The sequence below is a fragment of the Cupriavidus sp. 94F1 genome (assembly GCF_057798875.1).
Window position 1 is genome coordinate 219,484 of sequence record NZ_JBYOJT010000005.1, and the last position, 25,273, is coordinate 244,756.

Genomic DNA, 25,273 nt, shown 5'->3' on the forward strand with positions numbered 1-25,273 from the left:
GTCGTATCACGACGATTGAAGACATGCTACTGCGAACCCTAGACTGGAGGCAACCCAAACGAACAGGAGCCGCCATGCGTTTCACCGCCGCCGACATCGCCATTCCCGACAGCCAGCTGGCGCGGGACATCACCGAACTGGTGCGCGACACCGAGTCGCCGCTGCTTTTCCACCACTCCAGCCGCGTCTACTACTGGGCCGCGCTGGCTGGCCGCCACCGGGGACTCGCATACGACCCCGAACTGCTCTATGCCGGCGCGATGTTCCACGACATGGGCCTGACCCATGCCCACGGCAGCGCCGACAAGCGTTTCGAAGTCGATGGTGCCAACGCGGCCGCCGATTTTCTGCGCAGCCGTGGCATTGGTGAACGTGAGGTGGAAAAGGTGTGGACCGCCATCGCGCTGCACACCACGCCTGGCATCCCCGAGTTCATGGCGCCGGAGATCGCGCTGGTGACGGCCGGCGTCGAGATGGACGTGCTGGGCATCGGGTACGACACGTTTGCCGAGGCCGATCGCGAAGCCGTGGTGCATGTCCATCCGCGCACCGCTCGCTTCAAGGAAGACATCATCCAGGCGTTCTACGACGGTATCCGGTACAAGCCCGACACCACGTTTGGCAACGTCAAGGCCGATGTGCTGGCCGACAAGGACCCGCATTTTCATCGCGGCAACTTTTGCAGCGTCATCCGCGCGTCGGCCTGGAAGGGCTGATGCCTGCCTGCGGCGTGTGCCGGTCAGGCAGACTGGCGGCTGACATAGCGGCCGAGCAGGTACCTCAACATCTCGCGGCTGACGGGCTTGGCCAGCACCAAGTCGATGCCTGCGGCACGGCACTTGCGGCGCGTCGTGCTATCTGCCGTCGCGGTCACCGCGATGATCGGCAGGCGACGGTCGCCCATCCGCTCGGCCTGACGAATCGCCCGCGCCAGTCCCAGGCCACTCATGCCCGGCAGGCCGACATCGGTTAGCAGCAAGTCCGCGCCGCGCTGCAGCGCAGCCCAGGCATCATGGCCGTCCTCGCAGGCCACGACCTCGCATCCGCCAATGGCTCGCAACTGCTCGACAAGCACCAGTTGGCATACGGGGTTGTCTTCGGCGACGACGATGCGTGGCAACGTCTGACGGGTTGCCGGGCGTGCGGCAGTCGGTGCGGGAGTCGCGGTATTGGGCACGGTCGTGGCGGGTCGAAAATACGATGACCTATTGTCAACGCGTTTGCCGCCGCGCAGGTTGCTGAAATTTCCGCAATACCATGCAGAAGCGTCTGAAATTGATCACTCCACCCGGTTTATCAGGGTCTCTCCCGACGACCACCGTCGCAGATTATCCAGGAAGATATCGCCCACGCGCGCGGCATTGCCATCCGAAAAGCCCGCGCTGTGCGGCGTTGCAATGACGTTGGGCAGCGACCAGATCGGCGATGACGCCGCCAGTGGCTCATGCGCGAACACGTCCAGGTACGCGCCGCCCAGTCTTTCGGCACGCAAGGCATCGATCAGTGCCAGTTCGTCGACCACCTCACCGCGCGCCACGTTCACCAGCCGCGCCCCGGCCGGCAACCGCTGCAAGGCGGCGCGATCGACCAGCCCGCGCGTGCGATCGGTCAACGGACAAGCCAGGATCAGCCAGTCGGTATCCGGCAGGACCGCGTCGAACTGCTCGAACGTGACCGTCTGGAATCCGGCCTCCATCGCCGCGGCACGCTGTCTGACCACCGTCACCGCCAGGCCCAGCCCGCGCAGCACCGCGCCGATCTGCTGCCCGATCGGGCCCCACCCAACGATGGTGGCGCGCTGGCCCTGCAGGTCCCGCGGCAGCCCGCTGCCGATCAGCGGCGCCCAGCGCGACGCCCGTTGCGCGTCGATCAGTTGCGGCAGATGGCGCGCCAGCGCCAGCAGGCCGGCCAGCGCCGTCTGGGCCACTACGCCCGCATTGGCACCCGACGACGTGGTGACCGTCACGCCGCGCTGGCGCAACTGCCCAAAGATCGCGCGATCCGCGCCCGCCGAATGCGTATGGGTCCAGCGCAGCGACGGTGCGTCAAGCATCGCCGTATAGAACCGCTGCGTGGCGGGCAGGATCTCGTGCTTGGTCGATAGCCCGGTCACATCGCGCGACACAAAGGCCACGTCGGCATCCACCGCGCGCGGTTCGTCCACCTCGGGCACGACCACCACCTGCCAGGGCACCCCGGCCACCACCATGGTCTTGTCGATGGCCGCGCGGTGGGACTGCAAGGCAGCAGCGGACAGCAGGATACGCAGGGTCTTGGCTGACATGGCGCGGCTCAATCCACCGTGGCGCCGGAGGCTTTCACCACGGCCTTCCACTTGACGTATTCCTTGCGGGTAAAGTCGCCGAACTGCTTCGGCGACCCGCCCACCGGATCTGCGCCTTCACGGACCATCTGCGCCTGCAGCGACGGCAGCGCCTCGTTGACGGCCTGGTTGACCTTGGCAATCACGTCCTGCGGCGTGCCCTTGGGCGCGAAGAAGCCGAACCAGGAACCCGCTTCGAAGCCCGGGAAGCCCTTTTCAGCAACCGTGGGCAGGTCGGGCAGCGAGCGCGACCGTTTGGCGCTCGACACCGCCAGTGCGCGCAGCTTGCCGGCCTGGATATGGGGCATCACCGAAGGAATGGTTGCGAACATGAACTGCACGCGCCCCGACAGCAGGTCGTTCAGCGCGTCGGCGCCCTTGTACGGAATATGCGTGGCCTGCGTGCCGATCCGCTCGGTCAGCATGAAGCCCGACAGGTGCGACGACGTGCCTACGCCCGTGGAGCTGTAGTTCAGCTTGCCCGGGTTCGCCTTGGCGTACGCCACGAATTCCTCGAACGACTTCACCGGCAGCGACGGATGCACCACCAGCACATTGGGCACGTCCGCGATCTGCACAACCGGCACCAGATCGGTCAGCGGATCGTAGTTGAGCTTCTTGTACAGCGACTGGTTGATCGAGATCGGCCCGACCGAGTTGACCAGCATCGTGTAGCCGTCGGCGGGCGACCGCACCACGAATTCGGTGCCGATGTTGCCGCCGGCGCCCGGCCGGTTGTCCACCACGAACGATTGCTTGAAGCGTTGGGCCAGCTGCTGGCTGACGCTGCGTGCCAGCATGTCGGTAGTGCCGCCCGCCGTGAAGGCCACCACCACGCGCACCGGCCTGGTGGGATAGTCGTCGGCGCGGGCCGGGGCGGCCAGCACCAGGCCGACTGTCAGGGCGCAGCCCAGCAGCCTGACGGCGGCATTGTTCCAGCGGATATTCCCGGGCGTTGTGGGGTGCATGCGATGTCTCCGTTCCAGTCGTTGTCGTTATCGTTGTCGTTGTGTGTCTTCGATGCTTCGGTGTCGTTATCCGAAGTCTTATCGCCGGGCCGGGTCCACCGCCACCATGCGGTGGGCAGCGTGGCATCGCGGGCGCGCGACATCATCGCCAGCGCACGCAACGCGCCCGGCTAAAGCGAAGGGTCGATGCCGTCCGCCCGTCCGCCCGCCCGTCCGCCCGCCCGCCCGCCCGCCCGTCAGTCCCGGAAGCCCGGGTCCAGCCTGTCGAGCTTGCGCAGCAGCGCCGGCCATTCCATCAGGCCGTAGGGACGGCGCGTGCCGGGCTGATAGTTGTTCCAGGTCTCCTCCAGCACCTCGGGCGATACCTGCTGCAGCGGCGTATTGCACGACATGGCCGCCACCTGCGAGCGGCAGGCCAGTTCCAGCCGGTGCATCCAGTTGAAGGCCTCGCCTACCGAATTGCCCACGGTCAGCGCGCCGTGGTTGCGCAGGATCAGCGCCTCGCCACGGCCCAGGTCCGCAATCAGGGACGCCTGCTCGGCGGTGTCCAGCACCACGCCCTGGTAGTCGTGGTAGCCGATCTTCAGGAAGCGCATGGCGGTCTGGGTGATCGGCAGCAGCCCGCATGCCAGCGACGACACGGCCATCGATGCCCAGCTATGCGTGTGGATCACGCAAGCCACCTCGGGGCGTGCGTGGTGGACGGCGCTGTGGATCACGTAGCCGGCCTTGTTCACGCCATAGTTCAGCGGGCCGAAGTCGGGCGTCGACAGGATCTTGCCGGCGTGGTCCACCTTGATCAGGCATGACGCCGTGATCTCCTCGTACATCATGCCGTACGGGTTGATCAGGAAGGCGTCCTCCTCGTCCGGCACGCGCACCGAGATATGGTTGGCCATCATGTCGGCCATGCCATACAGCTCAACCAGCCGGTAGCAGGCGGCCAGGTCCACGCGTGCCTGCCATTCGGCCTCGCTGCACTGGCCTCGCATCGACGGGATGCTCAGCACACCGGGTTTCGTCATGACGTGTCTCCTTGGTGGATTTGGCATCTGTATGCAGTGGGTGCGGTTCAGTCCGAACCCAGCGCGAGATCGCTGGGCCGGCGTTTTTCGATATGGAACTTGAGCAGCGCCGCGCTGCGGAAGATGCCGTGCGCGAACTTGCCATACGGCAAGGTCAGGAACAACGCCATCACAATGCCCAGGTGGACGGCCAGCAACGCGGCCATGGCACCGGTGTCGCGGAACGCCAGCAGCGCCAGACCGCTTGCGCTGGTCAGGAACAGCAGCGCGATGAAGCCACGGTCCATTGGCTTCTGCTTCGTATCCATCGTGCGCACGTCGCGCTTCAGGTTCAGCCACAGCAGGCCGGCCGGCCCGATCAGCAGGCCGATGCCGCCCGCGATGCCCAGCAGCACCGGCAGGCTTGTGACCGGATACGGCGCGTGCAGGTCCAGCAGATAGTGGTACAGCGTGGCCACGGCAGTCGCTGCAAAGCAGAGCATGAAGCCGTAGAACGTGAAGTGATGGAAACGGCGGCGCAGCAGCGTGAAGGCGTCGTCGTCATTGTTGCAGCCCTGCCCGTGCCCGCCATCCAGGTACTTCAGCTTCAGCGCATCGTGTACCGCGCCGCCCGCGGCGGCCCCACGCTCGTCGCCGCTGCGCGTGCCCGGCGTGACCTTGCGCCAGAACCGCGTCACGCCGATACCCAGCGCCCCGCAGGCAAACAGGAACACCACGCCGAACATGGCCGCCAGCAGGTTGTGCGGGAAGATCGCGTAGAAGTTGCCGGCCAGCGGTTCATGCCAGAGCGTGCCGCGCATCGCCAGCACCATCAGCAGGAACAGCGCCAGGCCGCCGGCCAGTGCCAGCGCCATCGTCACGCCTGCGCGCCGGTACAGGCCGCCCAGCGCGGCAGGAAACGCGTAGTCGCCATAGGTCTGCACGCGAACCTTGGCCATCGCCTGCGGAATGTTGACGGCAAACTCATGCGGTGGCGCGTACTGGCACGCGTGATAGCAGGCGCCGCAGTTGTGGCACAGGTTGGCCAGGTAGTGGATATCCGCCTTGGGGAATTCCAGCCGGCGCGTCATGGCAGGGAAGACCGCGCAGAACCCTTCGCAGTAGCGGCAGGCATTGCAGATCTGCAGGGTACGGGCCACTTCGGCCTCGTCGCCGGTCAGGGGCAGCGCACCGTTGGCCAGCGCCGCCGCCTCGCGCGTCAGCGCTTCAAGATGTTGCATGTTCCTCTTCCCGTGATGCCTGAATTGCCGCGCCTGCGTGGCGGGCCGTGTGCGCCGCCCTGGCGGCCTGGGTGCCGGCGATACGGCCGAATGCCGTGCCGATGGCCATGCCCACGCCGGCCGTGTAGCCCTTGCCCAGGACGTTGCCGGCCATCATCTCGCCCGCCACGAACAGGTTCTGGCTGGGCTTGCCGCCAAAATGCACGGCCGCTTCCTGGTTCACCTTGAGCCCCAGATAGGTGAAGGTGATGCCGGGACGCAGCGCGTAGCCGAAGAACGGCGCGGTGTCGATGGGCCGGGCCCAGTGCGTCTTGGCCGGGGTCACGCCTTCGGTGTGGCAATCGTCCAGCTTCGTATGGTCGAACTTGCCTACGCGGCAAGCGGCGTTGTAGTCGTTGATGGTGCGCATGAAGGTGGCTTCGTCCAGCCCCAGCTTGCGCGCCAGTTCGGGCAGCGTATCGGCCTTCACGCCCGGGAACACCGGCGGCATGAAGCGCCCCACGGCCTTGGCGTCGATGATCGAGTAGCCGATCTGCTGCGGCTGCTGCGCCACCAGGCGGCCCCAGATCGCGTAACGCTTGGGCCAGAAGTCCTCGCCCTCGTCATAGAAGCGCTCGGCATTGGCATTCAGCACCACGCCCAGCGACACGCAGTCGATCCGCGTGCAGATGCCGCCGTCATAAAGCGGCGCGCGGGCGTCGATGGCCACGCAGTGCGACTGCGACGGATCGCCGATGGCGTCGGCGCCCTGGGCGATCATGTGCTTGAGCAGCACGCCCATATTGAAGCGGGTGCCGCGAATCAGGAAGTTGTCCGCTGGCCATTCGCCGCGCTCGTTCTGGCCCCAGGCCTCGCGCAGCCATTCGCGGTTCGATTCGAAGCCGCCGGCCGCCAGCACGCAGGCGCGGGCCTCGATCCGTTCGCTGCCGATACGCGCGGCCACGAAGCGGCTGCCGTCGAGTTCGATCGCATCGACCGGCGCGTTGTAGCGGATCTGCACGCCCAGCCGTTCGGCGCTGCGGTAGTACGCATTGACCAGCGCCTTGCCGCCGCCCATGAAGAACGCGTTGGTGCGCGCGACGTGCAGGGCGCCCGACAGCGGCGGCTGGAAGTGCACGCCGTGGCTGCGCATCCAGTCGCGGCAGGTCGACGACGCACGGATGGCCAGCCGGGCCAGCGTCTCGTCAGTCAGGCCGCCAGTGACCTTGAGCAGGTCCTGCCAGTATTCCTCTTCGGGATAGGCGTCGACCAGCACGTCCTGCGGCGCGTCGTGCATGCAGCGCAGGTTGCGGGTGTGGGACGAATTGCCGCCGCGCCATTCGCGTGGCGCGGCTTCCAGCAGCATGACGCTGGCGCCGGCCTCGCGGGCCATCAGTGCGGCGCAGAGGGCGGCATTGCCGCCCCCGATTACCAGGACGTCGATCATGCGCGGACGCCCTGCCTGCGGGGATTGTGAGTGGGGATGGACACGGCGATCTATGCCTTCGTGAGTCTGTTCCGCGACTCTATCCGCAGGGCGAAACGCTGCTAAGCCCTTGCGCGGCATGGGGGTATCACGATTCGTGATGGGTGTCCCGCGATACCCCCGCTGCGATGCCGGGCCCCCTCCCCGGTCATCGCCCGCCCGTCAGAATCCCACGGCCTGCCCGTCGCGCCGCGAGTCCGATGCGGCGATATAGCCATGTTCCGCCTTGTAGATCAGCTGGGCGGAGCCGAATTCCAGGCTGTCGCGCGGCGCCACCTCCACCCGGTGGCCGCGCTCGCGCAGCACGGCCACCACATCGGCCGGCAGGTGGTGTTCGACGTTCACGACCGGCCCGTGCTCCACCCGGAAGCGCGGCGCGTCGCTCATCGCCTGGGGGTTCTGCCCGAACGCGGCCAGCCGGGCCATCATCTGAACGTGGCCCTGCGCCTGCATCGACCCGCCCATCACGCCGAACGACATCACCGGCGCCCCGTTGCGGGTGACAAAGCCCGGGATGATCGTGTGCATCGGCTGTTTGCCGGGTGCCACGCAATTGGCGTGGCCCGGCTTCAGGTTGAAGCCTTCGCCACGGTTGTGCAGAGAAATGCCCGTGCCCGGTACCACGACGCCCGAGCCGAACCCGCGATAGTTCGACTGGATGAACGACACCATCGACCCCGCCGCGTCGGCCGCCGTCAGGTACACGGTGCCGCCGATCTTCGGCATGCCCGCCGACGGCGTGCCCGCGCGCTTCAGGTCGATCAGCGCGGCGCGTTCGGCCAGGTATGCCGGGTCCAGGAACGCCGCCGGCGCATGCTGCATCGTCGCCGGGTCCGACACATGCCGGTGCAGGTCGGCAAAGGCCAGCTTCATGGCTTCGATGCCGACGTGGTAGAAATCGGCGCTGTCCACGCCCATGCCTTCCAGGTCGAAGCGATCCAGAATGCCCAGGCCGATCAGCGCGGCAATGCCCTGGCCGTTCGGTGGAATCTCGTGCAGCGTGTAGCCACGGAAGTCCTGCTTCATCGGCTCGACCCAGGCCGGCTGATGCGCAGCCAGATCCCCGGCACGCAGCGCGCCGCCCGTTTCCTGGGCAAACGCCACGATGCGCTCGGCCAGTTCGCCCCGATAGAAGCTCTCGCCGTCGCTCTCGCCGATCTTGCGCAACGTGGCGGCCTGCTCCGGAAAACGCCACCGCTCGCCGGCCTGCGGCGCCCGGCCGTTGGGCATGAAGGCCTTGGCAAAGCCGGGCTGATCGCGCAGCACCGGCACCTGCGCGGCCCATTGGCGCGCGATTTGTGGCGACACCATGAAGCCCTGCTCCGCGTATTCGATGGCCGGCACGAACAGCCGCGCGAACGGCAGCTTGCCGAAGCGCGCCGACAGCGCCTTCCAGCCCGCCACCTGGCCCGGCACCGTCACCGTGTCCCAGCCGACCGACGGCATGCGGTCGCGTCCGGCGAAGTAATCGGGCGTCCAGGCCGCCGGCGCGCGGCCGCTGGAATTCAGACCATAGAGCTGCCCTTCATGCCAGACCAGCGTGAACATGTCGCCGCCGATGCCGTTCATGACAGGCTCCACCACGGTCAGCGCAATGGCCGTGGCAATCACGCTGTCGATGGCGTTGCCACCTTCGTAGAGCATGCGTAAGCCAGCCTGCGCGGCCAGCGGCTGGCTGGTGCTGACGGCGTTGGCGGCCAGCAGCGGCATCTTCTGGGACGGATACGGGAAAGACCAATCGAAAGGCAACATGGGCGGAACAGGTAAGAAAGTCAGGACATGGCGCGCCGGCAGGCGGCGCCACGAGGGTTGCTGCGGCAGCGTTACTGCAGGGCGACGCCGGACTGCTTCACGAGCTTCTCCGTGCGCGGGATCTCCGCGTTGATCATCGCCGTGAAGTCGTTGACACTGCCGCCACGCGGCTCGGCGCCGGTCGCGGCCAGCTTTTCGCGGAAGTCGGGCGTGGCCAGCAGCTTGTTGATCGACGTGTTGAGCTTGACCACCACATCGGCCGGCGTGCCCTTGGGTGCCACGATGCCATACCACGGCGCGATATCGAAGCCTGCGTAGCCCTGCTCGGCAATGGTCGGGATTTCGGGCGCCTGCGGCGAACGCTTTGCCGTGGACATGCCCAGCGCGCGCAGCTTGCCCGCCTTCACGTAGGGCAGGCCGGTCATGATGGTGTCGAAGTACATCGACACCTGGCCCGACAACAGCGCCGGAATCGCCTCGCCCGCGCCCTTGTACGGCACGTGGACGATGTCGATGCCGGCAACGGCCTTGAGCATTTCACCGGCGATATGCGACGTCGTGCCGGTACCGAACGATGCATACGAGAGCTTGCCCGGGTTGGCCTTCGCATAGGCCACCATCTCGGGCAGCGTCTTGAACGGCAGCGACGGATTCGACAGCAGGATGTTCGGGGTGATCGCCACCACGGCAACCTTCTCGAACGCGTCCGGGTCGTAGCTCAGCTTCTTGTACAGGAAGCGGTTGGTCACCATCGACGCCGGCCCCGACATCAGCAGCGTATAGCCGTCGCCCGACGCACGCGCCGCGACTTCGCTGCCGATCATGGCCGCCGCGCCCGGCCGGTTTTCCACCACGAAGCTCTGGCCGTACTCCCTGGCCAGGCCGGCGCCCAGTTGCCGCGTGATCAGGTCGGTGGCCGAGCCGGCCTGGAACGGCACCACGATGCGCACCGGCTGCGTGGGCCAGTCGCGCCCGCCTTGCGCCTGCGCCAGCGACGACGCGGCGATCAGGCCGATGGAAAGTAGTGCTCGGAAAGAAGAGAAACGCATGTCTGTACCCTCATTGAATCGAACGATGGTCATCCGCGCGAACACGCCGGATGCCACCATTCCGTCCGCAATTTGCGTGCCACTGGCATCGCCGCGTCGTCGGCACGAGCCCCGTCCGCCCCCTTCAGATCGATGAAGTTTGCGTATCTGGCGCACCGGTTTGGTCAGCCTTGCCGGTGCGCCCGCAGGCTGGTGTTGTCTCCCTGGTGCCAAGGCACTATTGGTGTGCCCGGCGCTCGCTCTGGATGGTGCTTGCCGCGTCTTGCCGCAGGCCCACGCCCGGTGGCCTGCGCCAGTGGCTTCAGTCGACCAGCGCCCTGGCCAGCACGGCCAGCGCCGCGTCGAACTGCGCCTGCGGAATCGTCAGCGGATACAGGAAGCGGATGACGTTGCCGTAGGTGCCGCAGGTCAGCAGGATCAGGCCCGCTTCCATCGCACGCGTCTGCACGCGCTTCGCATGCTCCGCGCTGGGCGCGCCGGTGGCCGGATCGACGAACTCGGCAGCGATCATCGAACCCAGGCCGCGCACCTCGGCCATCGCCGGGCACTGCGCACGCAAGGCTTCGAGATGGACCTGCAGTTGCGCGCCCAGTTGCGCGGCGCGCTCGCACAGCTGCTCGTCGGCGATGGTGTCGATCACGGCGTGGGCGGCGGCCACGGCCAGCGGATTGCCTGCATACGTGCCACCGAGCCCGCCAGGCAGCGGCGCGTCCATGATCTGCGCGCGGCCACACACGGCCGACAGCGGCATGCCGCCGGCCAGGCTCTTGGCCATCGTGATCAAATCCGGTTGCACGTCGTGGTGCGACATGGCAAACAGCTTGCCGGTACGCCCAAAGCCGGTCTGCACCTCGTCGGCGATCATCACGATGCCGTGGCGATCGCAGACGGCGCGCAGGCCTCGCATGAAATCGGCAGGCGCCGGCTGGAAGCCGCCTTCGCCCTGCACCGGCTCCACGATGATGGCGGCCACGCGTTGCGGATCGATATCGGTCTTGAACAGCATGTCCAGCGCCTGCAGCGCCTGTTCCGTGCTCACGCCGTTCAGCGCGCCGGGAAACGGCGCGTGATAGATGTCCGAGGGGAACGGTCCGAAGCCCACCTTGTACGGCACCACCTTGCCAGTCAGCGCCATGCCCAGCAGCGTGCGGCCGTGGAAGCCGCCGGCGAATGCGATGACGCCCGGGCGGCCCGTATGGGCACGCGCGATCTTGATCGCGTTTTCCACCGCTTCCGCGCCGGTCGTGAACAGCGCGGTCTTGTTGAGGCCCGTGATCGGCACCAGCGCGTTGATGCGCTCGGCCAGCGACACGTAGCTCTGATACGGCACGACCTGGTATGCGGTATGGGTGAAACGCTCCAGCTGGGCGGCCACGGCCTGCATCACGCGCGGATGCCGGTGCCCCGTGTTCAGCACGGCAATGCCGGCGGCGAAGTCCGTATAGGCGCGGCCTTCGACGTCCCACAGCGTCGCGTTCTCGGCGCGCTCTGCATAGAAGTCGCACATCACGCCCACGCCGCGGGGCGTGGCAAGGCTGCGGCGTTGATTCAGTTCGATGTTTTTCATGGTCGGAATGCGAAGGGGGCAGGTCGGCGCCGGCAGCGGCCGCGCCGGATGTCCGTCCAGCACTGCGCAGCGATTCCGCACATTTCAATCACATTTGGCCCTACAATCCAGCGCCACTTTCATAAATTCAATGGTGCCAATTGAAATCGATCTGCGGTGACCTGCTGCTCCAGCGGCTGGGGCCCGATGGCCTGGCGGCCTTTGGCAAGCCCCTGAACCGGGGCCTGTATGCGTGCATCCGCGGCGCCATCCTTGATGGCAGCCTGGCGCCGGCCACCCGGTTGCCCCCGCAGCGCGACCTGGCGGCAGAGCTGGGCCTGTCGCGCAACACGGTGATGTATGCGTACGAGCAGCTGCTGGCCGAGGGCTATTTGCGGGCCCGCACGGGCAGCGGCACGTTTGTGGCCGATACGGCGCCCGAGAGCTACCTGAACGCCACGGCCGCCACAGTGGCCGAAGCGGGACCGCGCGAAATGCCGGGGCTCTCCGCCCGGGGCCGGCGGCTGATCGAAAATGCCTCCGCATCGCCCACGCAGTGGGGGGCGTTCATGCCCGGCGTGCCGGATCTGCGCAGGTTTCCGCACCGGCGCTATGCGCAGATTTCCGCACGGCTGTGGCGCAATCCCCAGCCGGAATGGCTCAGCTACAGCCACGGCGGGGGATTGCCGGCCTTGCGCGAAGCCGTGGCAACGCATCTGCGCGTGGCGCGCTCGGTGCGCTGCGACGCCGGACAGGTGCTGATTACCGAGGGCATCCACCAGGCCATCGATCTCGTGGTGCGCCTGCTGGGGTCGCCAGGCGACCAGGCCTGGGTGGAAGAACCCGGCTACTGGGGCATTCGCAGCGTGCTGCAGGTGTGCGACATCGGCATGGTGCCAATGCCCGTGGACGACGACGGGCTGACGCTGCCCGACCCCGATACGACGGCCGACGCGCCCCCGCCCCGCTTTGTCTTCGTGACACCGTCCCACCAGTACCCGATGGGCGCGGTCATGAGCCTGAAGCGCCGTCGCGCGCTGCTGGAGTTCGCGCGCCAGCACGGCAGCTGGATCGTCGAGGACGACTACGACAGCGAATTCCGCTTCTCGGGGCAGCCCATCCCGTCACTGCAGGGGATGGAGCCAGATGCCCCAGTGATCTACATCGGCACCTTCAGCAAGACGTTGTATCCGGGGCTGCGCATGGGCTACCTGGTATTGCCACGCGCGCTGGCCGCATCGTTCCAGACGGCGCACGCCGACCTGTACCGCGCCGGCCACCTCATGACGCAGGCCACGGTGGCGGAGTTCATGCAGGCTGGCGACTATGCCGCCCACATCCGCCGCATGCGCCCGCTCTACGCCCGGCGCCGTGCGATGCTGGCCGACCTGATCGAGCGTTACCTGGGCCCCGCCGCGCTGAACCGCCAGGGCAGCAACGCGGGGCTGCACCTGGTCCTGCGGCTGCCCGACGACGCCGACGACGTGGCCATCGCCGCCACGGCGCGCGAGCGCGGCATCATCGTCCGTCCGCTGTCGCGCTACTACCTGGGGCAGGCGGTCCAGAAGGGCCTGCTGCTTGGCTACGCCTGCGTGCCAGAGGAACATATCGGCCCGGCGTTCGACGTGCTGCTGGGCTGCCTGCCGGCCCCGCACCGGGTGACGGGGACGCAAGCCAGCCAGTAAGTCGCCAGCCGGGCTATTGCCTACAATCCAGTAGCAGCGACCGTGGCGGATGCTCTCCGCCCTCTGGACGCGGACACTGGCCGGGAGCGGAACGATGGGTCTGATCGGATGGATGCGCGAGCGAACCACGCACGCGGACGAACACGACAAGCACGCGATTGCCGAACTCGCGGAGCGTGTCACCCGGCTCAATCCCCGCCTGCGGCTGGTATCGCACTATGAGCGGCAGTTGCGGCCGGCCCTGGCCCAGGCGCTGACGCACGTGCGCACGCTGGTGCACGACGTTCCCGCACCGCGCGAAGCCAGCGACCATGCATGGGGCATCGATCCCTATATCCACGCCTTCTTCGGCACGCCGCACGATGTGGCGCTGACGTTCAGCCGCTCGCCCGAACTGCGGGAATTTTTCGGCACATCCCCGACTACGCAGACGGCCACCGCAGTGCTTGGCATGACCATGACCGAGCGACGCACTCTGGGGGTGGCGCTGGAAGGCGATGTGATGCGATCCGACGTGCCGCAGACCAACATCAGCTTCAACGAGCACCGGATCACGATCATCGCCGATTCGGACGCGGCCTTGCGCGACGAGATCGTGCGCCGGATGTTCGACCAGTTGGCTCTGGAGTCAGTGGCCCGGTTCACCGCGGGCAAGTCGCGGCGCGACGAACTCGATCGCGAGCAGACCTTGCTGCTGGCGCGCCTGCATCTGTTCGAGCGCCAGGGCACAGGCATGCGGTCGGTGGTGGGCGGCGATGCGCCGGTCAGCGCCGCCGAGGCCGCGTCGCTGCGCGAACAGATCGCCAGCAACGAACAGGCACTCTCCCAGCTGAGCGCGACACCGGGCACGCTGGAGCGGCAGCTCGAATGCCTGAACGAAACGCTTGCCGACGCGCCAGCCCGGTTTTCCATCGCGCATCGGCCGCTGCGCCTGAGCGCGACGAATGTGCTGCTGGCGCCGGACAGCACGACGCCGGCCGGTGACCTCGACCTGCTGACCGCCCACGTGCCGGGCGATCCGCCGCTGGTGCGCGCGTTCACGCTGGTCAGGTTCGCACGTGGCGACATGGTGTCGCCCCGCGCCCTGCTCGACGAGGCGGAACGCTACCTCTAAGGGCGTGGCCGCCTGCCTGCTACAGGGCCACGGCGCTGGCACCATTCACGCTCTCGGGCACGAAACGCCCGAGCACATGGCCGGACATGCCCTTGGCCAGTTCTTCCTCGCCGTAGAACACGGTGCCCAGCCCTTCCTTGCGCAGCAGCTTCGACTCGTCCTCGCTGTGGGTGCGCAGCACCACCTCGACATGCGGATTGAGCGTGCGGGCGGTCTCCACCATCTGCCGCACGTACAACGGTTCCGGCACGGCTACCACCAGCATGGCTGCATGGGCGATATGCGCCTGGATCAGCACGGCCGGCTCGGCCGCATTGCCCGACACCGCCGCAAAACCGGCCTTGCGCAGGTTCTCCACCAGCTCGCGGTTTTCGTCGGCGATCACGAACGGGATGCCGCGCTCCTGCATCGCCTTGGCAATCCGGCGACCCACGCGGCCGTAGCCCACCAGCACCACCTGGCCCTGCAGATACTTGCGTTCGGTCGTGACCGGCAGTTCGGCATACGGGTCGCCACGCTGCTCCAGGTTGCGGGCCATCGCCGAACGCGCCAGAATCCAGCGCCGCACGGGCTCCAGCGCCGCAAACAGCAGCGGATTCAGGGCGATGGAGATCAGCGCGCCTGCCAGGATCAGGCTCATGCCTTCTTCCGGCAGCAGGCCGAGCGTCACACCAAGCCCCGCCAGGATGAACGAGAATTCGCCAATCTGGGCCAGGCTGGCCGACACCGTCAGCGCCGTATTGAGCGGGTAGCGGAACGCCAGCACCAGCGCGAACGCGGCCAGCGACTTGCCCACCACGATGACGGCCACCACGGCCAGCACGTGCAGCGGCTGCTCCACCAGGATCTCGGGCTTGAACAGCATGCCGACCGAAACGAAGAACAGCACCGAGAACGCATCGCGCAGCGGCAGCGATTCTTCGGCCGCGCGGTGACTGAACTGCGATTCGCGCATCACCATGCCGGCAAAGAATGCGCCAAGCGCGAACGACACGCTGAAGATCTCGGCCGCACCGAACGCGATGCCGATCGCCACGGCCACCACCGCCAGCGTGAACAGCTCGCGCGAGCCGGTCTTGGCCACCTGCCACAGCAGCCATGGCAACACCCGACGCCCCGCGATCAGCATCAGCGCGATAAAGGCCACCACTTGCAGCAGCGTCTGGAACACCGTCATGCCGATCGCCTGCGAGGCCTGCGCGTCGGCGTTCACCGTCCCGCCCAGCAGCCCCGCCAGCGGCGGCAGCAACACCAGCACCAGCACCGTTGCCAGATCCTCGACCACCAGCCAGCCGACCGCGATGCGGCCATTCATGGTTTCCAGCACCCCCCGGCTTTCCAGCGCCTTGAGCAGGACCACCGTACTGGCGCACGACAGCGACAGCCCGAAGATCAGCCCGGTGCCCCAATGCCAGCCCCAGCCCCATCCGATGGCCATGCCCAGCAGCGTGGCAATCCCCATCTGTACCACGGCGCCGGGTATGGCGATCCGCTTGACGGCCAGCAGGTCGCTCAACGAAAAATGCAGGCCCACGCCGAACATCAGCAGCATCACGCCGATCTCGGAAAGCTGGGCGGCCAGGTGGACATCCGCGACAAAGCCGGGCGTGCCCGGACCAATGATGATGCCCGACACGAGATAGCCAACCAGCGCCGGTATCTTCATGCGCTCCGCGAGGAATCCGAGCACAAGCGCGATACCAAAGCCTGCGGCGAGCGTGGTGATGAGGGTCAGGTTGTGATCCATGGGCAGGGGCGTCCGGGAGGTCAAGCGGCAAAGGGGCGTTCACGAATTGTAACTGCCATGCTGGCATCGCATCGCGAACGTTTTCCTGACAGGCATGACCCGGCCCGCGCGGCACGGCGAGTCTGCCGCCCGGCCGTGGCATCGATGTGCCCCGGCTACCGGGCGCCGGATTCGGGGTTCTCGATGATCGGCCGCAACAACGTGAAGTCGTTGGGATAGAAAGGCGGCACCGCCGAGGGGCTCCTCTTGCGCGCCACCTCCACGAACGGCCGGTCGGCCTCGATCGCAAGCATCAGGTCGAACCGTTTGACGCCCGCAGCCTTGGCGCGTTCCACATCGCGCTCGCTTTTGGCCCGGTAGGCGATCGTTCGCATCAGCAGGTCATAGAGCAGCCGGGGCCGGCGCTCGGCCGCCAGTGCCGCATCGTGGCGGCGCCTTGCCAGCACCGCCTGCCACAGCGCGGAGTCTTCGAGACCAGCCGTGTGCTCGGCGAGCGCAACCAGTTGCACCTTGCCGGTGCGCGGCGAGTACGCGACGCCCTGGGCATCGAGGAACGCCCGGATATCCGGCAGACGCTGGCCAAGCAGTTCCTCGGTGCGGGTCTTCGGCTTCTGCGGCTGGTCGATGTCGGTCCAGTGCGATGGGAACGCGCCCATCTCGGCGAAAATGGCCGCCCAGTCGTCGTACTCGGTCCAGGTCCAGTCCCGGCCCCTGAAATACCCCGAATAGACCTGCTCGAAATAGCCGGCCATGTTCAGGCCGTCTGACCCGCTGCGCTTGACGATGGCAAGAATCTCGGCGGCGTCGGCATGGGAGATGCCGACCACGCTCTCCATCACGCGATTGAAGACGCGCTCGTAGGAACTGGTTGTATCCTGAACATACAGCGCAGGCGGTGCGGCCATCGGCGCCGGCCTGGCTTCAGCCGGCGCGCGTCTGGCCTTGCGAAAGAATTTGAAGACGCCCACTTCTCTGATGTGTGCCCCGGGCGACACGATGTATCGGTTGATCCGTGACATTTTTGCATATTTGCGAGAAAAGCGAGGCGCGCGATGCGATCTGCCGAGAGTCATGCCGGACCAGCCGGGCTTGCGCCATTCCTGCACGCCTTGCGGGGATTGCTGCTGCTGGGCGGCCTGTTTTCCGCCAACGCCCCGGCCATGGAATTCCGTATCTACCACCAGCCCGAACTGAACCGGCGGATGATCGTTGGCCAGGGTCGCATCGAGGACGGTGACGCCGACAAGTTCCGGGCCGTGGCCCGCATCGCCGACCGTGACGACGAAGGCCTGGTCACGCTGATCCTGGACAGCCCCGGCGGCAACGTGGAGGCAGCCTTCCGGCTGGTGGACGCGATGGACAAGGTGCGCGTCTACACCGCGGTGCCGGACGGTGCCCGGTGTGCGTCGGCCTGTGCGTCGATCGTTTTTGCGTCCGGAGAGCGCCGCAGCATCCTGGGTTCCGGAATGCTGGGGTTCCACAGCTGCTACAAGCGCCAGGGCGCCGCCCTGCTGTCGGACTCCCTGTGTAACGAGATCGTCGCGGCAAACGCCATGCAGCGAGGTGTCACCCATGCCGCCATCAACCGCTTCGTGGCAGACCACGGCGCGCACGAGATGGCCTGGGTTGGCCGCAATGTCGTCTGCCGGTCGCTGCAAGGGCTCTGCAAGCCGGGCCCCATCGAAAAGCGGAACGACACCCACGCGGCCCTTACGCGCAGTTTCGACTGCAGCCGGCTGACCTCGATGGCATCCCAACTGGTATGCGGCGATACCGATCTTGCGCGGGCTGACAAGGAACTGGCCGACCTGTATGGCCGCAAGCTTGCGGCCGCGGCCAACAAGACGCGCGTCCGGGACGACCAGCGAACGTGGCTGCGCGACGAGCGCAACCGCTGCAGCGACAAGGCCTGCCTGCAGCGCGCCTATCGGAACCGGATCGATGTGCTGAAGCGCGCCTGATGGTCCGGGGCTGGCGGCTCCCGCCCCCCCAATCACTGAGACGCCTAGTACTTGATATCCCGCGCCGTCTCCCGGCCCCCCTGCTTGGTCTGCCGCTTGTCCTGCCGGCATGCCGAATTGCTCTTCTGGTCGGCCGCACGGCAATCCTGCTTGGTCTCGCGCGCCCCCTGACGCGTGTCCTGTCGTACGTCGCGGCCCTGGCGCCGTTGCTGGGCCTGCTCGGTGGCCGACGCTGGCGCGGCAGGCAACGCCACCACCAGCGCCAGCCATGCCAGCACGCAGGCCTTCGCATGGCGACTGCCCCGCCCTTTCGCCTGACAGTTTCCATTACGCATCACAGTGGCCATCACAGTTGCCTCATCGGACATGAAAAATCGTTGCGCAGCAGGTCACGGCTTGCGCAATGCCTGCAGCGCCTCGGGCCGGGTCCGTTCCAGCCGGCGTGCCGCGTCGAACCCGTGAATCTTCCTGACATCGCCCTGGCGTTGCTCCAGCGGCCACAGCACGGCCCGCATGCCGTCATTCAAGGAATTTGGCAGCCGGCGCCCGTTTTTCCATTGGACCTTGGCCTAATCCGGACCCTCAAATGCCGCGTAAATCCCTTCCAGTAGCCCTTTGGCCCAATTGAGCACCAACGCTGGGCAGACTACGTTGTGTATCTGGGAATAGTGTGTGGCACCGGGAATTGACTTTGCCGATTCACCAGGGTGCCCATTCGTCACGCAGCCCGCGAAATGGAGCGTGCCCGAGTGGCCGCTTTCGCGCTGCAACATTGGATCAAAACCGGAGATACATGATGAGCAAGCGGGATACCTCCAAGCTGGCCAGCCTTTCGCCATTCGAGCTGAAGGACGAACTGATCAAATTAGCCGGCAGTGTGTCCAACCGGCTCATGCTCAATGCCGGGCGCGGCAATCCCAACTTCCTGGCTACCGTGCCGCGCCATGGCTTCTGGCAGCTGGGCCTGTTCGCCATGCGCGAATCCGAGCGGTCGTTCTCGTATCTGACCGAAGGCGTGGGCGGCTTTCCGCGCCGCGCCGGCATCGAGGAACGCTTCGACCTCTTTGCCCGCGAGCATCGCGACGTGCCGGGCGTGCGTTTCCTGGCCGGCGCCGTGTCCTATGTACGCGACCAGCTCGGGCTGGACGGCGGCGATTTCCTGTACGAGATGTGCGAAGGCATCCTGGCCTGCAACTACCCGGTGCCCGACCGCATGCTCAGGTTGTCGGAAAAGATCGTCAAGCAATACATTCGCCGGGAAATGATCGGCAAGCACCCGTTCCTGGGGGATTTCGATCTTTATGCCGTCGAAGGCGGAACGGCCGCCATGACCTATCTGTTCAATTCGATGCGCGTCAATCACCTGCTCAAGGCCGGCGACACGATTGCGCTGGGCATGCCGATCTTCACGCCCTATATCGAAATTCCGGAACTGGCCGAATACCACCTGACCGAATTGTCGATCGACGCCGATCCGGCCGATGGCTGGCAATACCCGAAAAAGGAACTCGACAAGCTGCGTGACCCGAAGGTCAAGGCATTCTTCCTCGTCAACCCCAGCAATCCGCCATCGGTCAAGGTCAGCGACGAGAGCCTGCAATACATCGCCGAGATCGTCAAGGAGCGTCCGGACCTGATCATCCTGACCGACGATGTCTATGGCACGTTCGCCGACAACTTCGTGTCGCTGTTCGCCATGTGCCCGCGCAACACCATCCTGGTCTATTCGTACTCGAAGTATTTCGGGGCCACGGGATGGCGTCTGGGCGTGATTGCCACGCACAAGTCGAACCTGTTCGACGAAAAGCTGGCCGACCTGCCCAAGGACGAGCGCGCCGGCCTGAACAAGCGCTACGCGTCCATCACCACCGAACCCGAGAAGCTGCAGTTCATCGACCGCATCGTGGCCGACAGCCGCACCGTCGCGCTCAATCACACGGCGGGCCTCTCCACACCCCAGCAGGTGCAGATGGTGCTGTTCTCGCTGTTCTCGCTCATGGACACCGACGAAAGCTACAAGAAGGCCATGAAACGACTGATCCGGAGCCGCAAGGCCGCGCTGTACCGGGGCATGGGTACGCCGCTGGGCGAGGTGGACGAGAACGTCGTGGACTACTACACCCTGCTCGACGTCGAACAGATGAGCCGCGAGGTGGGGCCCGAGTTCGTCAAGTGGCTGCTCGAGTCGATCCAGCCGCACGAACTGCTGTTCAGGCTGGCCGAGGAGGCCGGCGTGGTGCTGCTGCCCGGCGGCGGCTTTGGCACCCGGCATCCGTCCGGCCGCGTGTCGCTGGCGAACCTCAACGAAGAGGACTACGTCAAGATTGGCCGCTCGGTGCGCAAGCTGCGCGATGAGTATCTGGAGCGCTATCGCGAGAACGGCGGCGGCAAGGAGAACGGCTCGAAGAAGAGGTAGGCGCGGTCGCCACGCCCATCCAGTCTCGCCGCAAACGCCGAGGTCCGACAAGGAGGCATCACCATGACGTGGTTCGTTGATACGCTCAAGGCCTATCCGGAGATCGCCATCTTCCTGGCGCTCGGTATTGGCTACTGGGTGGGCGGCAAGAGCTTCAAGGGGTTCAGCCTTGGGGCCGTGACATCGACGCTGCTGGTCGCCATCGTCATCGGCATCCTCGGCGTCAAGATCTCCGCGAACGTGAAATCGGTCTTCTTCCTGATGTTCCTGTTCGCGGTGGGCTACGGGGTGGGTCCGCAATTCGTGCGCGGCATCGCCAAGGATGGCGTGCCGCAGGCGATCTTCGCGGCCATCCTGGCGGTGCTGTCGCTCGGTGCATCCGTGGTGGCCGCCATGGTCGCCGGGTACGACCTGGGCTCGGCGGCGGGGCTGTTCGCCGGATCGCAAACCATCTCGGCGTCGATGGGCCTTGCCACCGACGCCATCAACCGGCTCGGGCGCCCGCCGGAAGAAACCAAGATGCTGCTGGACGGCATGCCGATTGCCTATGCGGTCACGTACATCTTCGGCACCGTGGGATCGGCCATCATCCTGGCCCAGATCGGGCCCAGGCTGCTGGGCATCGATCTGGTGGCCGCCTGCAAGGAGTACGAGCAGATGCTGGGGGCCGGGTCGGCCGGCGGCGCCGGCACCGAATGGCACGAGTTCGAGGTGCGCGCCTACGCCGTGGCCCCCGACAGCCCGTTCATCGGCCGGTCCGTGGGCGATCTCGAAGCCGGCACGCGCGACGGTGTGCGCGCCTTCATCGAACGCATCCGGCGCGGCGGCAAGATCATCGAGGTAGACCAGCACACGCTGATCGAAGGGGGCGACGTGGTGGCCATTGGCGGCAAGCGCGACCAGCTGATTGCGCGGCTGGGCCCCAGCGGCCGTGAGGTGGAGGATGCGGAACTGCTCAACATCCACACTGAAGGCGTCGACATCTACATCACCAACAAGGAAGTCGACGGCAAGCCGCTGCAGGAACTGGCGCGCTGGCCCGGCGCGCGCGGGGTGTTCCTCAAGAAGATCAAGCGCGGCCCGACCGAGACCGTGATTCCGGTGCTGCCCAAGACCCAGCTGTATCGCGGGGACGTGATCACGCTGGTGGGCCGCACGCAGGACATCAACGCCACCGCCAAGCAGCTGGGCTATGTGGATCGCCCCACCACCGTCACCGACGTCGCCTTCGTCTCGCTGGCCATCACGGTCGGCGCGCTGATCGGTGCCATCGTGATCCACGTGGCCGGCATTCCATTGACGATTTCCACGGCGGGCGGTTCGCTGATCGCCGGCATCATCTTCGGCTGGTTCCGCGCCATCCATCCCACGTTCGGACGCATTCCCGAGCCGACGCTCTGGTTCATGAACTCGGTCGGCCTGAACGTCTTTATCGCCGTGGTCGGCATCTCGGCCGGGCCGGGCTTTATCGCCGGGCTGCAGAAGCTCGGCGTGAGCCTGTTCCTATGGGGCATCTTTGCCACCGCCGTGCCGCTGATCATCGGCATGTTCCTGGCAAAATTCGTGTTCCGCTTTCACCCGGCCCTGATCCTGGGCATCTGCGCCGGTGCGCGAACCACCACGGCGGCGCTGGGGATGGTGTGCGAAGCGGCCAAGAGCCAGGTGCCTGGCCTCGGCTACACCGTGACGTACGCGGTAGGCAACACGCTGCTGACCATCTGGGGGATGGTGATCATCATGATCCTGTCCTGATGAACTGGCCGTCCTGCCGCTTGCCAGCAGGCCGCCATCACGACGCCTGGATACCGCGCTTGCGGATGAAGTCGCCCCAGACCTTCGACTCCGACGACGCACGCTGCTTGATGGCATCGGCACTGCCCACCACCGGGAACAGGTAGAGCGATGCCAGCCTGGCCTTGATCTGCGGGTCGGCCAGCGCCGCCTGCACGGCGCCGTTGAGCCGCGCCACGATCTTCGGATCCAGACCCGCCGGGCCCACCAGCGCGTACCAGCTAGGCATCAGCGGCACGTCGATGCCGGACTCCTTGAGCGTCGGCACGTTGGGCAGTTCTTTCACGCGCTGCGGCCCGACAATGGCCACCGGCACCACCGTACCGCCGGTTACCTGCGGCAACGCGGCACCCAGCACGCTCACCATCGCGTCCACCTCGCCCGTCACCACGCCAGTCAGCGCCGGGCCGGAGCCCTTGTAGGCCACGTGAGTCATTTTGAGGCCCAGCTTGTCCGCCACCACCTCCATGGCCAGGTGCGTCGAATTGCCCACGCCTGCGCTGCTGAACGTCAGGCCGCCCGGCTTGTGCTTGGCCTTGTCGATGAAGCTCTGCATCGACGTGATGCCGCTGGCCTTGCTGGCCACGATCACGAACGGCGTATCGACCACGGGCGCGATGAACGTGTAGTCCTTCTGCGGGTTGTACGGCAGCGACGCGTACAGGTGCGGGTTGAAGCTGATCTGCGATACGCCCGTCAGCAGTACCGTGTAGCCGTCCGGTGCCGCCTTGGCCACGGTGCTCATTGCCACGATGCCGTTCGCGCCGGGACGGTTGTCCACGACGATGGATTGCCCCAGGTCTTGCGACAGCCGGTCACTGAGCAGCCTCGCCACCACGTCGCCGCCGGAACCCGCCGACTGCGGCACGATCATCCGGATCGGCCGGCCCGGATACGCATCCTGCGCCTGTACAGCGCCATGGCACAGCACCGCCGAGGCGATGAACGCGCAAGCCATCAAACGTCGGTACATCAATACTCTCCAATTGAATCGAAGCCAGTCACGAAATTTTCATGACGATGGTAGGGATCTGCGCGATCCGAGACCAATACGGATTGTCGATGCCAACATAGGCCGGAGCTATGCCCAGGGGAAACCCTGAGGCGCCTGCCCAGCCATGGGGTCCATGCGCACCATTGCAACGCAGCATCGGCGCGGCGCGCACCGGCCTTGTGCGCGGCACGCAGGTTTTTCCGCGGATCGGGCCGTGGCAACGCGGCCGGTCATAGGGCCGACCTATGACCGGATCGGAATTTCGTCTTTCCGCAACCCCGCGACGGCTCCGTACCATGGGGCCGTTCTCCAGGCCCTTCTGCACAAGTACACCCGTCATGTCCGACATCGATACCCGTGGCAACGCGTGGCTGACGCCGCCGTCCGCCTATCTGGCAAGCCGTCCGTCCACCTTCTCCGTACCGGCCCGGCCAGCATCCTGCTATCTGCCCATGCGCGACGGCTGCCGCCTGGCCGCCGACGTCTACCTGCCGCAGCCGTTGCCCGGCACCGCCGCGCCGCAAGCCTTCCCCACCGTGGTGATCTTCACGCCGTACTACCGACGTTTCAGGCTTTCCCGCGCGGGTGCCGAGCCGAGCCCGAATGGCGCCAAGTACCGCGATGCCTTCGTGCCCAAGGGCTACGCGGTGGTCGTGGTCGATGTACGCGGCACCGGCGCCAGCTTCGGCACGCGCGATGCGCTGCGGTCGCCCACCGAGCGCGACGACTACTACGAAGTGGCCGAATGGATCGCCAGCCAGCCATGGTCGAACGGCAAAATCGGCTCCACCGGCATCTCGTACCTGGGCGCGGCGGCCTGCTTCCTGGCCAGCACCGGCCATCCCGCAGTGAAGGCCATTGCGCCGCTGTTCTCGGTGTCCGACATCTACAGCGAACAGCTGTACCCCGGCGGCATGCTGTCCAAGGTGTGGGTGGAAGCCTATGACGAACTGATGCTCGCGCTCGACCAGGACCGTCGCGACCTGGTCGCTGGCTTCCCCTACTTCAACGATCCCACCTTCGAGGGCCCCGAGCGTACCGACGAGGACACCGAAGGCGCACTGGTGGCGGCCGCCGTCGCCGAGCACCGCAACAACTTCACGCTGGCCGACCTGGCGCCCGAGTTCGCCTACCGCGATGGCGCGGCCTTCCACGACCCATCGCTCGATTCCGGCAGTTGCAGCCCTTACCGCTATCTGGACGGCATCGCGCCTGACGTCGCCGTGTATTCGATCTCGGGCTGGTACGACGGCGGCGGCTATGCCAATGGCGCCATCACGCGCTTCCTCTCGCTGCCGTCCCACGACAGCCGCCTGCTGCTGGGTCCGTGGGACCACGGTGCGCGCACCAACGTGTCGCCGTGGCGCGAACGCGCCGCATCGGATTTCCCCTTGCTGGGCGAAGTGCTGCGCTTCTTCGACCATCACCTGCTTGGCCTGCCCACCGGCCTGGAACGCGAAGCCCGCGTGCATTACCACAGCATCCATGACGTCCACTGGCAGCCGGCCGACGTCTGGCCGCCCGCCCCGGCCAGCACCCGGCTGTACCTGACCGACGACGGCGCGCTGTCGACCACACCACAGGCCGGGTCCGCTGCGACCACGACGCAGGTGCGCTTCGACTGGACCACCGGCCGCCAGACGCGCTACGAGCGGCTGGGCGCCGCCAATATCGAGGACTACTACGCGGACTGGGGCGAGCATGAGGCAGCGCTGCCCCATTTCGACTCGGCGCCACTGCCATCGCCGATGGCGATTGCGGGCCACGTCGTGGCCCATCTGCGGGTGTCCTCGTCGCAGCCCGACGCGGCGGTATTCGTCTATCTGTCGGAAGTGGAAGCCGATGGCACGGTGCGCTATATCACCGAGGGCATGCTGCGTGCGTCGCACCGCAAGACCGAGCCGTGCCCGCCCGAGTACCGCACCAGCTGGCCCTACCGCGCGCACCGCCTGGCAGACGCCGAACGGCTGACGCCGGGCGCACCCGTCGCGCTGGACTTCGCGCTGCTGCCGGTGGCATGGACGCTGGCCGCCGGCAGCCGTCTGCGCGTGTCCATCGCGGGTGCCGACCGTGGCCACTTTCCGCAAGTGCCCCACGGCCGACCGCCGCGGCTGACCCTGGGTCTGGGTAGCGGCGGCTGCCATATCGACGTGCCCGTGGCGGCGCAGGCAAGCGGCCGTTGACGGCGGGACGATGCCTGCCCGGGCACGTGAAGTG

The 25,273-nt window shown here is 66.6% G+C and carries 21 protein-coding genes; 7 read left to right on the forward strand and 14 right to left on the reverse strand.

The genetic code is table 11. The annotated features are described in order from the left end of the window. Positions 1–74: 74 nt before the first annotated feature. On the forward strand, positions 75–716 hold the full coding sequence (locus AC3FJ6_RS14700) for an HD domain-containing protein (RefSeq protein ID WP_488772574.1): 642 nt from the start codon (positions 75–77) through the stop codon (positions 714–716). Positions 717–739: 23 nt separating this feature from the next. Here the strand turns inward: AC3FJ6_RS14700 and AC3FJ6_RS14705 are convergent, their stop codons facing one another. The 9 genes from AC3FJ6_RS14705 to AC3FJ6_RS14745 all read right to left on the reverse strand — a co-directional run bounded on the left by AC3FJ6_RS14705 (position 740) and on the right by AC3FJ6_RS14745 (position 11,369). Next, the gene (locus AC3FJ6_RS14705) at positions 740–1,120 is read right to left on the reverse strand and encodes a response regulator (protein ID WP_488772575.1); all 381 of its coding nucleotides are present in this window, start codon (positions 1,118–1,120) and stop codon (positions 740–742) included. 159 nt (positions 1,121–1,279) lie between these two features. Then, entirely contained in the window at positions 1,280–2,284 is a 1,005-nt protein-coding gene (locus tag AC3FJ6_RS14710; protein ID WP_488772576.1) for a D-2-hydroxyacid dehydrogenase, read from the reverse strand. An 8-nt stretch (positions 2,285–2,292) separates the two neighbouring features. After that, positions 2,293–3,291 carry a Bug family tripartite tricarboxylate transporter substrate binding protein gene (locus AC3FJ6_RS14715; protein ID WP_488772577.1) on the reverse strand — a complete coding sequence of 333 codons (999 nt, stop codon included), beginning with the start codon at positions 3,289–3,291 and terminating at the stop codon, positions 2,293–2,295. A 236-nt stretch (positions 3,292–3,527) separates the two neighbouring features. Beyond that, positions 3,528–4,316: a class II aldolase/adducin family protein gene (locus AC3FJ6_RS14720; RefSeq protein ID WP_488772578.1), complete on the reverse strand. Its 789-nt coding sequence runs from the start codon at positions 4,314–4,316 to the stop codon at positions 3,528–3,530. Positions 4,317–4,363: 47 nt separating this feature from the next. Continuing rightward, the gene (gene tcuB, locus AC3FJ6_RS14725) at positions 4,364–5,536 is read right to left on the reverse strand and encodes a tricarballylate utilization 4Fe-4S protein TcuB (protein WP_488772579.1); all 1,173 of its coding nucleotides are present in this window, start codon (positions 5,534–5,536) and stop codon (positions 4,364–4,366) included. After that, positions 5,523–6,962, reverse strand: coding sequence for an FAD-dependent tricarballylate dehydrogenase TcuA (tcuA, locus tag AC3FJ6_RS14730; protein ID WP_488772580.1), 1,440 nt, complete (start codon positions 6,960–6,962; stop codon positions 5,523–5,525). The genes tcuB and tcuA overlap by 14 nt, the downstream gene beginning before the upstream one ends. Before the next feature lie 201 nt (positions 6,963–7,163). Then, positions 7,164–8,753 (reverse strand): gamma-glutamyltransferase family protein, encoded by a 1,590-nt coding sequence (locus tag AC3FJ6_RS14735; protein WP_488772581.1) that lies wholly within the window; start codon positions 8,751–8,753, stop codon positions 7,164–7,166. 71 nt (positions 8,754–8,824) lie between these two features. Continuing rightward, positions 8,825–9,802: a Bug family tripartite tricarboxylate transporter substrate binding protein gene (locus AC3FJ6_RS14740; protein ID WP_488772582.1), complete on the reverse strand. Its 978-nt coding sequence runs from the start codon at positions 9,800–9,802 to the stop codon at positions 8,825–8,827. A gap of 301 nt (positions 9,803–10,103) precedes the next feature. Further along, on the reverse strand, positions 10,104–11,369 hold the full coding sequence (locus AC3FJ6_RS14745) for a 4-aminobutyrate--2-oxoglutarate transaminase (RefSeq protein ID WP_488772583.1): 1,266 nt from the start codon (positions 11,367–11,369) through the stop codon (positions 10,104–10,106). A 140-nt stretch (positions 11,370–11,509) separates the two neighbouring features. Between AC3FJ6_RS14745 and pdxR the strand changes: the two genes are divergently transcribed. Together pdxR and AC3FJ6_RS14755 are read left to right on the forward strand one after the other, a co-directional pair. Further along, positions 11,510–13,033, forward strand: coding sequence for a MocR-like pyridoxine biosynthesis transcription factor PdxR (gene pdxR / locus AC3FJ6_RS14750; protein WP_488772585.1), 1,524 nt, complete (start codon positions 11,510–11,512; stop codon positions 13,031–13,033). A 94-nt stretch (positions 13,034–13,127) separates the two neighbouring features. Further along, positions 13,128–14,147: a hypothetical protein gene (locus AC3FJ6_RS14755; RefSeq protein ID WP_488772586.1), complete on the forward strand. Its 1,020-nt coding sequence runs from the start codon at positions 13,128–13,130 to the stop codon at positions 14,145–14,147. A gap of 19 nt (positions 14,148–14,166) precedes the next feature. On the opposite strand, the gene AC3FJ6_RS14760 is transcribed toward AC3FJ6_RS14755, so the two are convergent. Then, positions 14,167–15,894, reverse strand: a complete 1,728-nt coding sequence (locus tag AC3FJ6_RS14760) for a cation:proton antiporter domain-containing protein (RefSeq protein WP_488772588.1) — start codon at positions 15,892–15,894, stop codon at positions 14,167–14,169. 155 nt (positions 15,895–16,049) lie between these two features. Next, positions 16,050–16,913, reverse strand: a complete 864-nt coding sequence (locus tag AC3FJ6_RS14765) for a hypothetical protein (protein WP_488772589.1) — start codon at positions 16,911–16,913, stop codon at positions 16,050–16,052. Between the two features lie 33 nt (positions 16,914–16,946). Here AC3FJ6_RS14765 and AC3FJ6_RS14770 point away from each other — a divergent pair, with 33 nt between their 5' ends. Continuing rightward, the gene (locus tag AC3FJ6_RS14770) at positions 16,947–17,855 is read left to right on the forward strand and encodes an ATP-dependent Clp protease proteolytic subunit (RefSeq protein WP_488772591.1); all 909 of its coding nucleotides are present in this window, start codon (positions 16,947–16,949) and stop codon (positions 17,853–17,855) included. Between the two features lie 44 nt (positions 17,856–17,899). On the opposite strand, the gene AC3FJ6_RS14775 is transcribed toward AC3FJ6_RS14770, so the two are convergent. Beyond that, positions 17,900–18,133 carry a hypothetical protein gene (locus AC3FJ6_RS14775; RefSeq protein ID WP_488772592.1) on the reverse strand — a complete coding sequence of 78 codons (234 nt, stop codon included), beginning with the start codon at positions 18,131–18,133 and terminating at the stop codon, positions 17,900–17,902. 111 nt (positions 18,134–18,244) lie between these two features. Next, positions 18,245–18,370 (reverse strand): hypothetical protein, encoded by a 126-nt coding sequence (locus tag AC3FJ6_RS14780; protein ID WP_488772593.1) that lies wholly within the window; start codon positions 18,368–18,370, stop codon positions 18,245–18,247. A gap of 281 nt (positions 18,371–18,651) precedes the next feature. On the opposite strand from AC3FJ6_RS14780, the gene AC3FJ6_RS14785 reads away from it, so the two are divergent. Beyond that, a complete protein-coding gene (locus tag AC3FJ6_RS14785) occupies positions 18,652–20,271 on the forward strand; it encodes a bifunctional aspartate transaminase/aspartate 4-decarboxylase (RefSeq protein WP_488772830.1) in 1,620 nt (539 codons plus the stop codon). Between the two features lie 63 nt (positions 20,272–20,334). Further along, positions 20,335–22,023: an aspartate-alanine antiporter gene (gene aspT / locus AC3FJ6_RS14790; RefSeq protein ID WP_488772594.1), complete on the forward strand. Its 1,689-nt coding sequence runs from the start codon at positions 20,335–20,337 to the stop codon at positions 22,021–22,023. Positions 22,024–22,060: 37 nt separating this feature from the next. Here the strand turns inward: aspT and AC3FJ6_RS14795 are convergent, their stop codons facing one another. Then, the gene (locus AC3FJ6_RS14795) at positions 22,061–23,035 is read right to left on the reverse strand and encodes a Bug family tripartite tricarboxylate transporter substrate binding protein (protein WP_488772595.1); all 975 of its coding nucleotides are present in this window, start codon (positions 23,033–23,035) and stop codon (positions 22,061–22,063) included. Positions 23,036–23,394: 359 nt separating this feature from the next. Here AC3FJ6_RS14795 and AC3FJ6_RS14800 point away from each other — a divergent pair, with 359 nt between their 5' ends. Continuing rightward, complete coding sequence (locus tag AC3FJ6_RS14800; protein WP_488772596.1) at positions 23,395–25,239, forward strand: CocE/NonD family hydrolase; 1,845 nt, start codon at positions 23,395–23,397, stop codon at positions 25,237–25,239. The last annotated feature ends 34 nt before the right edge of the window (positions 25,240–25,273 follow it).

Bases quoted from the DNA above. Each gene is read 5' to 3' on its own strand.
- AC3FJ6_RS14715 (WP_488772577.1), bottom strand. From the start codon at position 3,291: ATGCACCCCACAACGCCCGGGAATATCCGCTGGAACAATGCCGCCGTC.
- AC3FJ6_RS14755 (WP_488772586.1), top strand. From the start codon at position 13,128: ATGGGTCTGATCGGATGGATGCGCGAGCGAACCACGCACGCGGACGAA.
- AC3FJ6_RS14700 (WP_488772574.1), top strand. From the start codon at position 75: ATGCGTTTCACCGCCGCCGACATCGCCATTCCCGACAGCCAGCTGGCG.
- AC3FJ6_RS14735 (WP_488772581.1), bottom strand. From the start codon at position 8,753: ATGTTGCCTTTCGATTGGTCTTTCCCGTATCCGTCCCAGAAGATGCCG.
- AC3FJ6_RS14745 (WP_488772583.1), bottom strand. From the start codon at position 11,369: ATGAAAAACATCGAACTGAATCAACGCCGCAGCCTTGCCACGCCCCGC.
- tcuA (WP_488772580.1), bottom strand. From the start codon at position 6,962: ATGATCGACGTCCTGGTAATCGGGGGCGGCAATGCCGCCCTCTGCGCC.
- AC3FJ6_RS14780 (WP_488772593.1), bottom strand. From the start codon at position 18,370: ATGCGGGCCGTGCTGTGGCCGCTGGAGCAACGCCAGGGCGATGTCAGG.
- aspT (WP_488772594.1), top strand. From the start codon at position 20,335: ATGACGTGGTTCGTTGATACGCTCAAGGCCTATCCGGAGATCGCCATC.
- AC3FJ6_RS14710 (WP_488772576.1), bottom strand. From the start codon at position 2,284: ATGTCAGCCAAGACCCTGCGTATCCTGCTGTCCGCTGCTGCCTTGCAG.
- AC3FJ6_RS14720 (WP_488772578.1), bottom strand. From the start codon at position 4,316: ATGACGAAACCCGGTGTGCTGAGCATCCCGTCGATGCGAGGCCAGTGC.
- AC3FJ6_RS14765 (WP_488772589.1), bottom strand. From the start codon at position 16,913: ATGTCACGGATCAACCGATACATCGTGTCGCCCGGGGCACACATCAGA.
- AC3FJ6_RS14800 (WP_488772596.1), top strand. From the start codon at position 23,395: ATGTCCGACATCGATACCCGTGGCAACGCGTGGCTGACGCCGCCGTCC.
- tcuB (WP_488772579.1), bottom strand. From the start codon at position 5,536: ATGCAACATCTTGAAGCGCTGACGCGCGAGGCGGCGGCGCTGGCCAAC.
- AC3FJ6_RS14795 (WP_488772595.1), bottom strand. From the start codon at position 23,035: ATGTACCGACGTTTGATGGCTTGCGCGTTCATCGCCTCGGCGGTGCTG.
- AC3FJ6_RS14760 (WP_488772588.1), bottom strand. From the start codon at position 15,894: ATGGATCACAACCTGACCCTCATCACCACGCTCGCCGCAGGCTTTGGT.
- AC3FJ6_RS14740 (WP_488772582.1), bottom strand. From the start codon at position 9,802: ATGCGTTTCTCTTCTTTCCGAGCACTACTTTCCATCGGCCTGATCGCC.
- AC3FJ6_RS14785 (WP_488772830.1), top strand. From the start codon at position 18,652: ATGAGCAAGCGGGATACCTCCAAGCTGGCCAGCCTTTCGCCATTCGAG.
- AC3FJ6_RS14770 (WP_488772591.1), top strand. From the start codon at position 16,947: ATGCGATCTGCCGAGAGTCATGCCGGACCAGCCGGGCTTGCGCCATTC.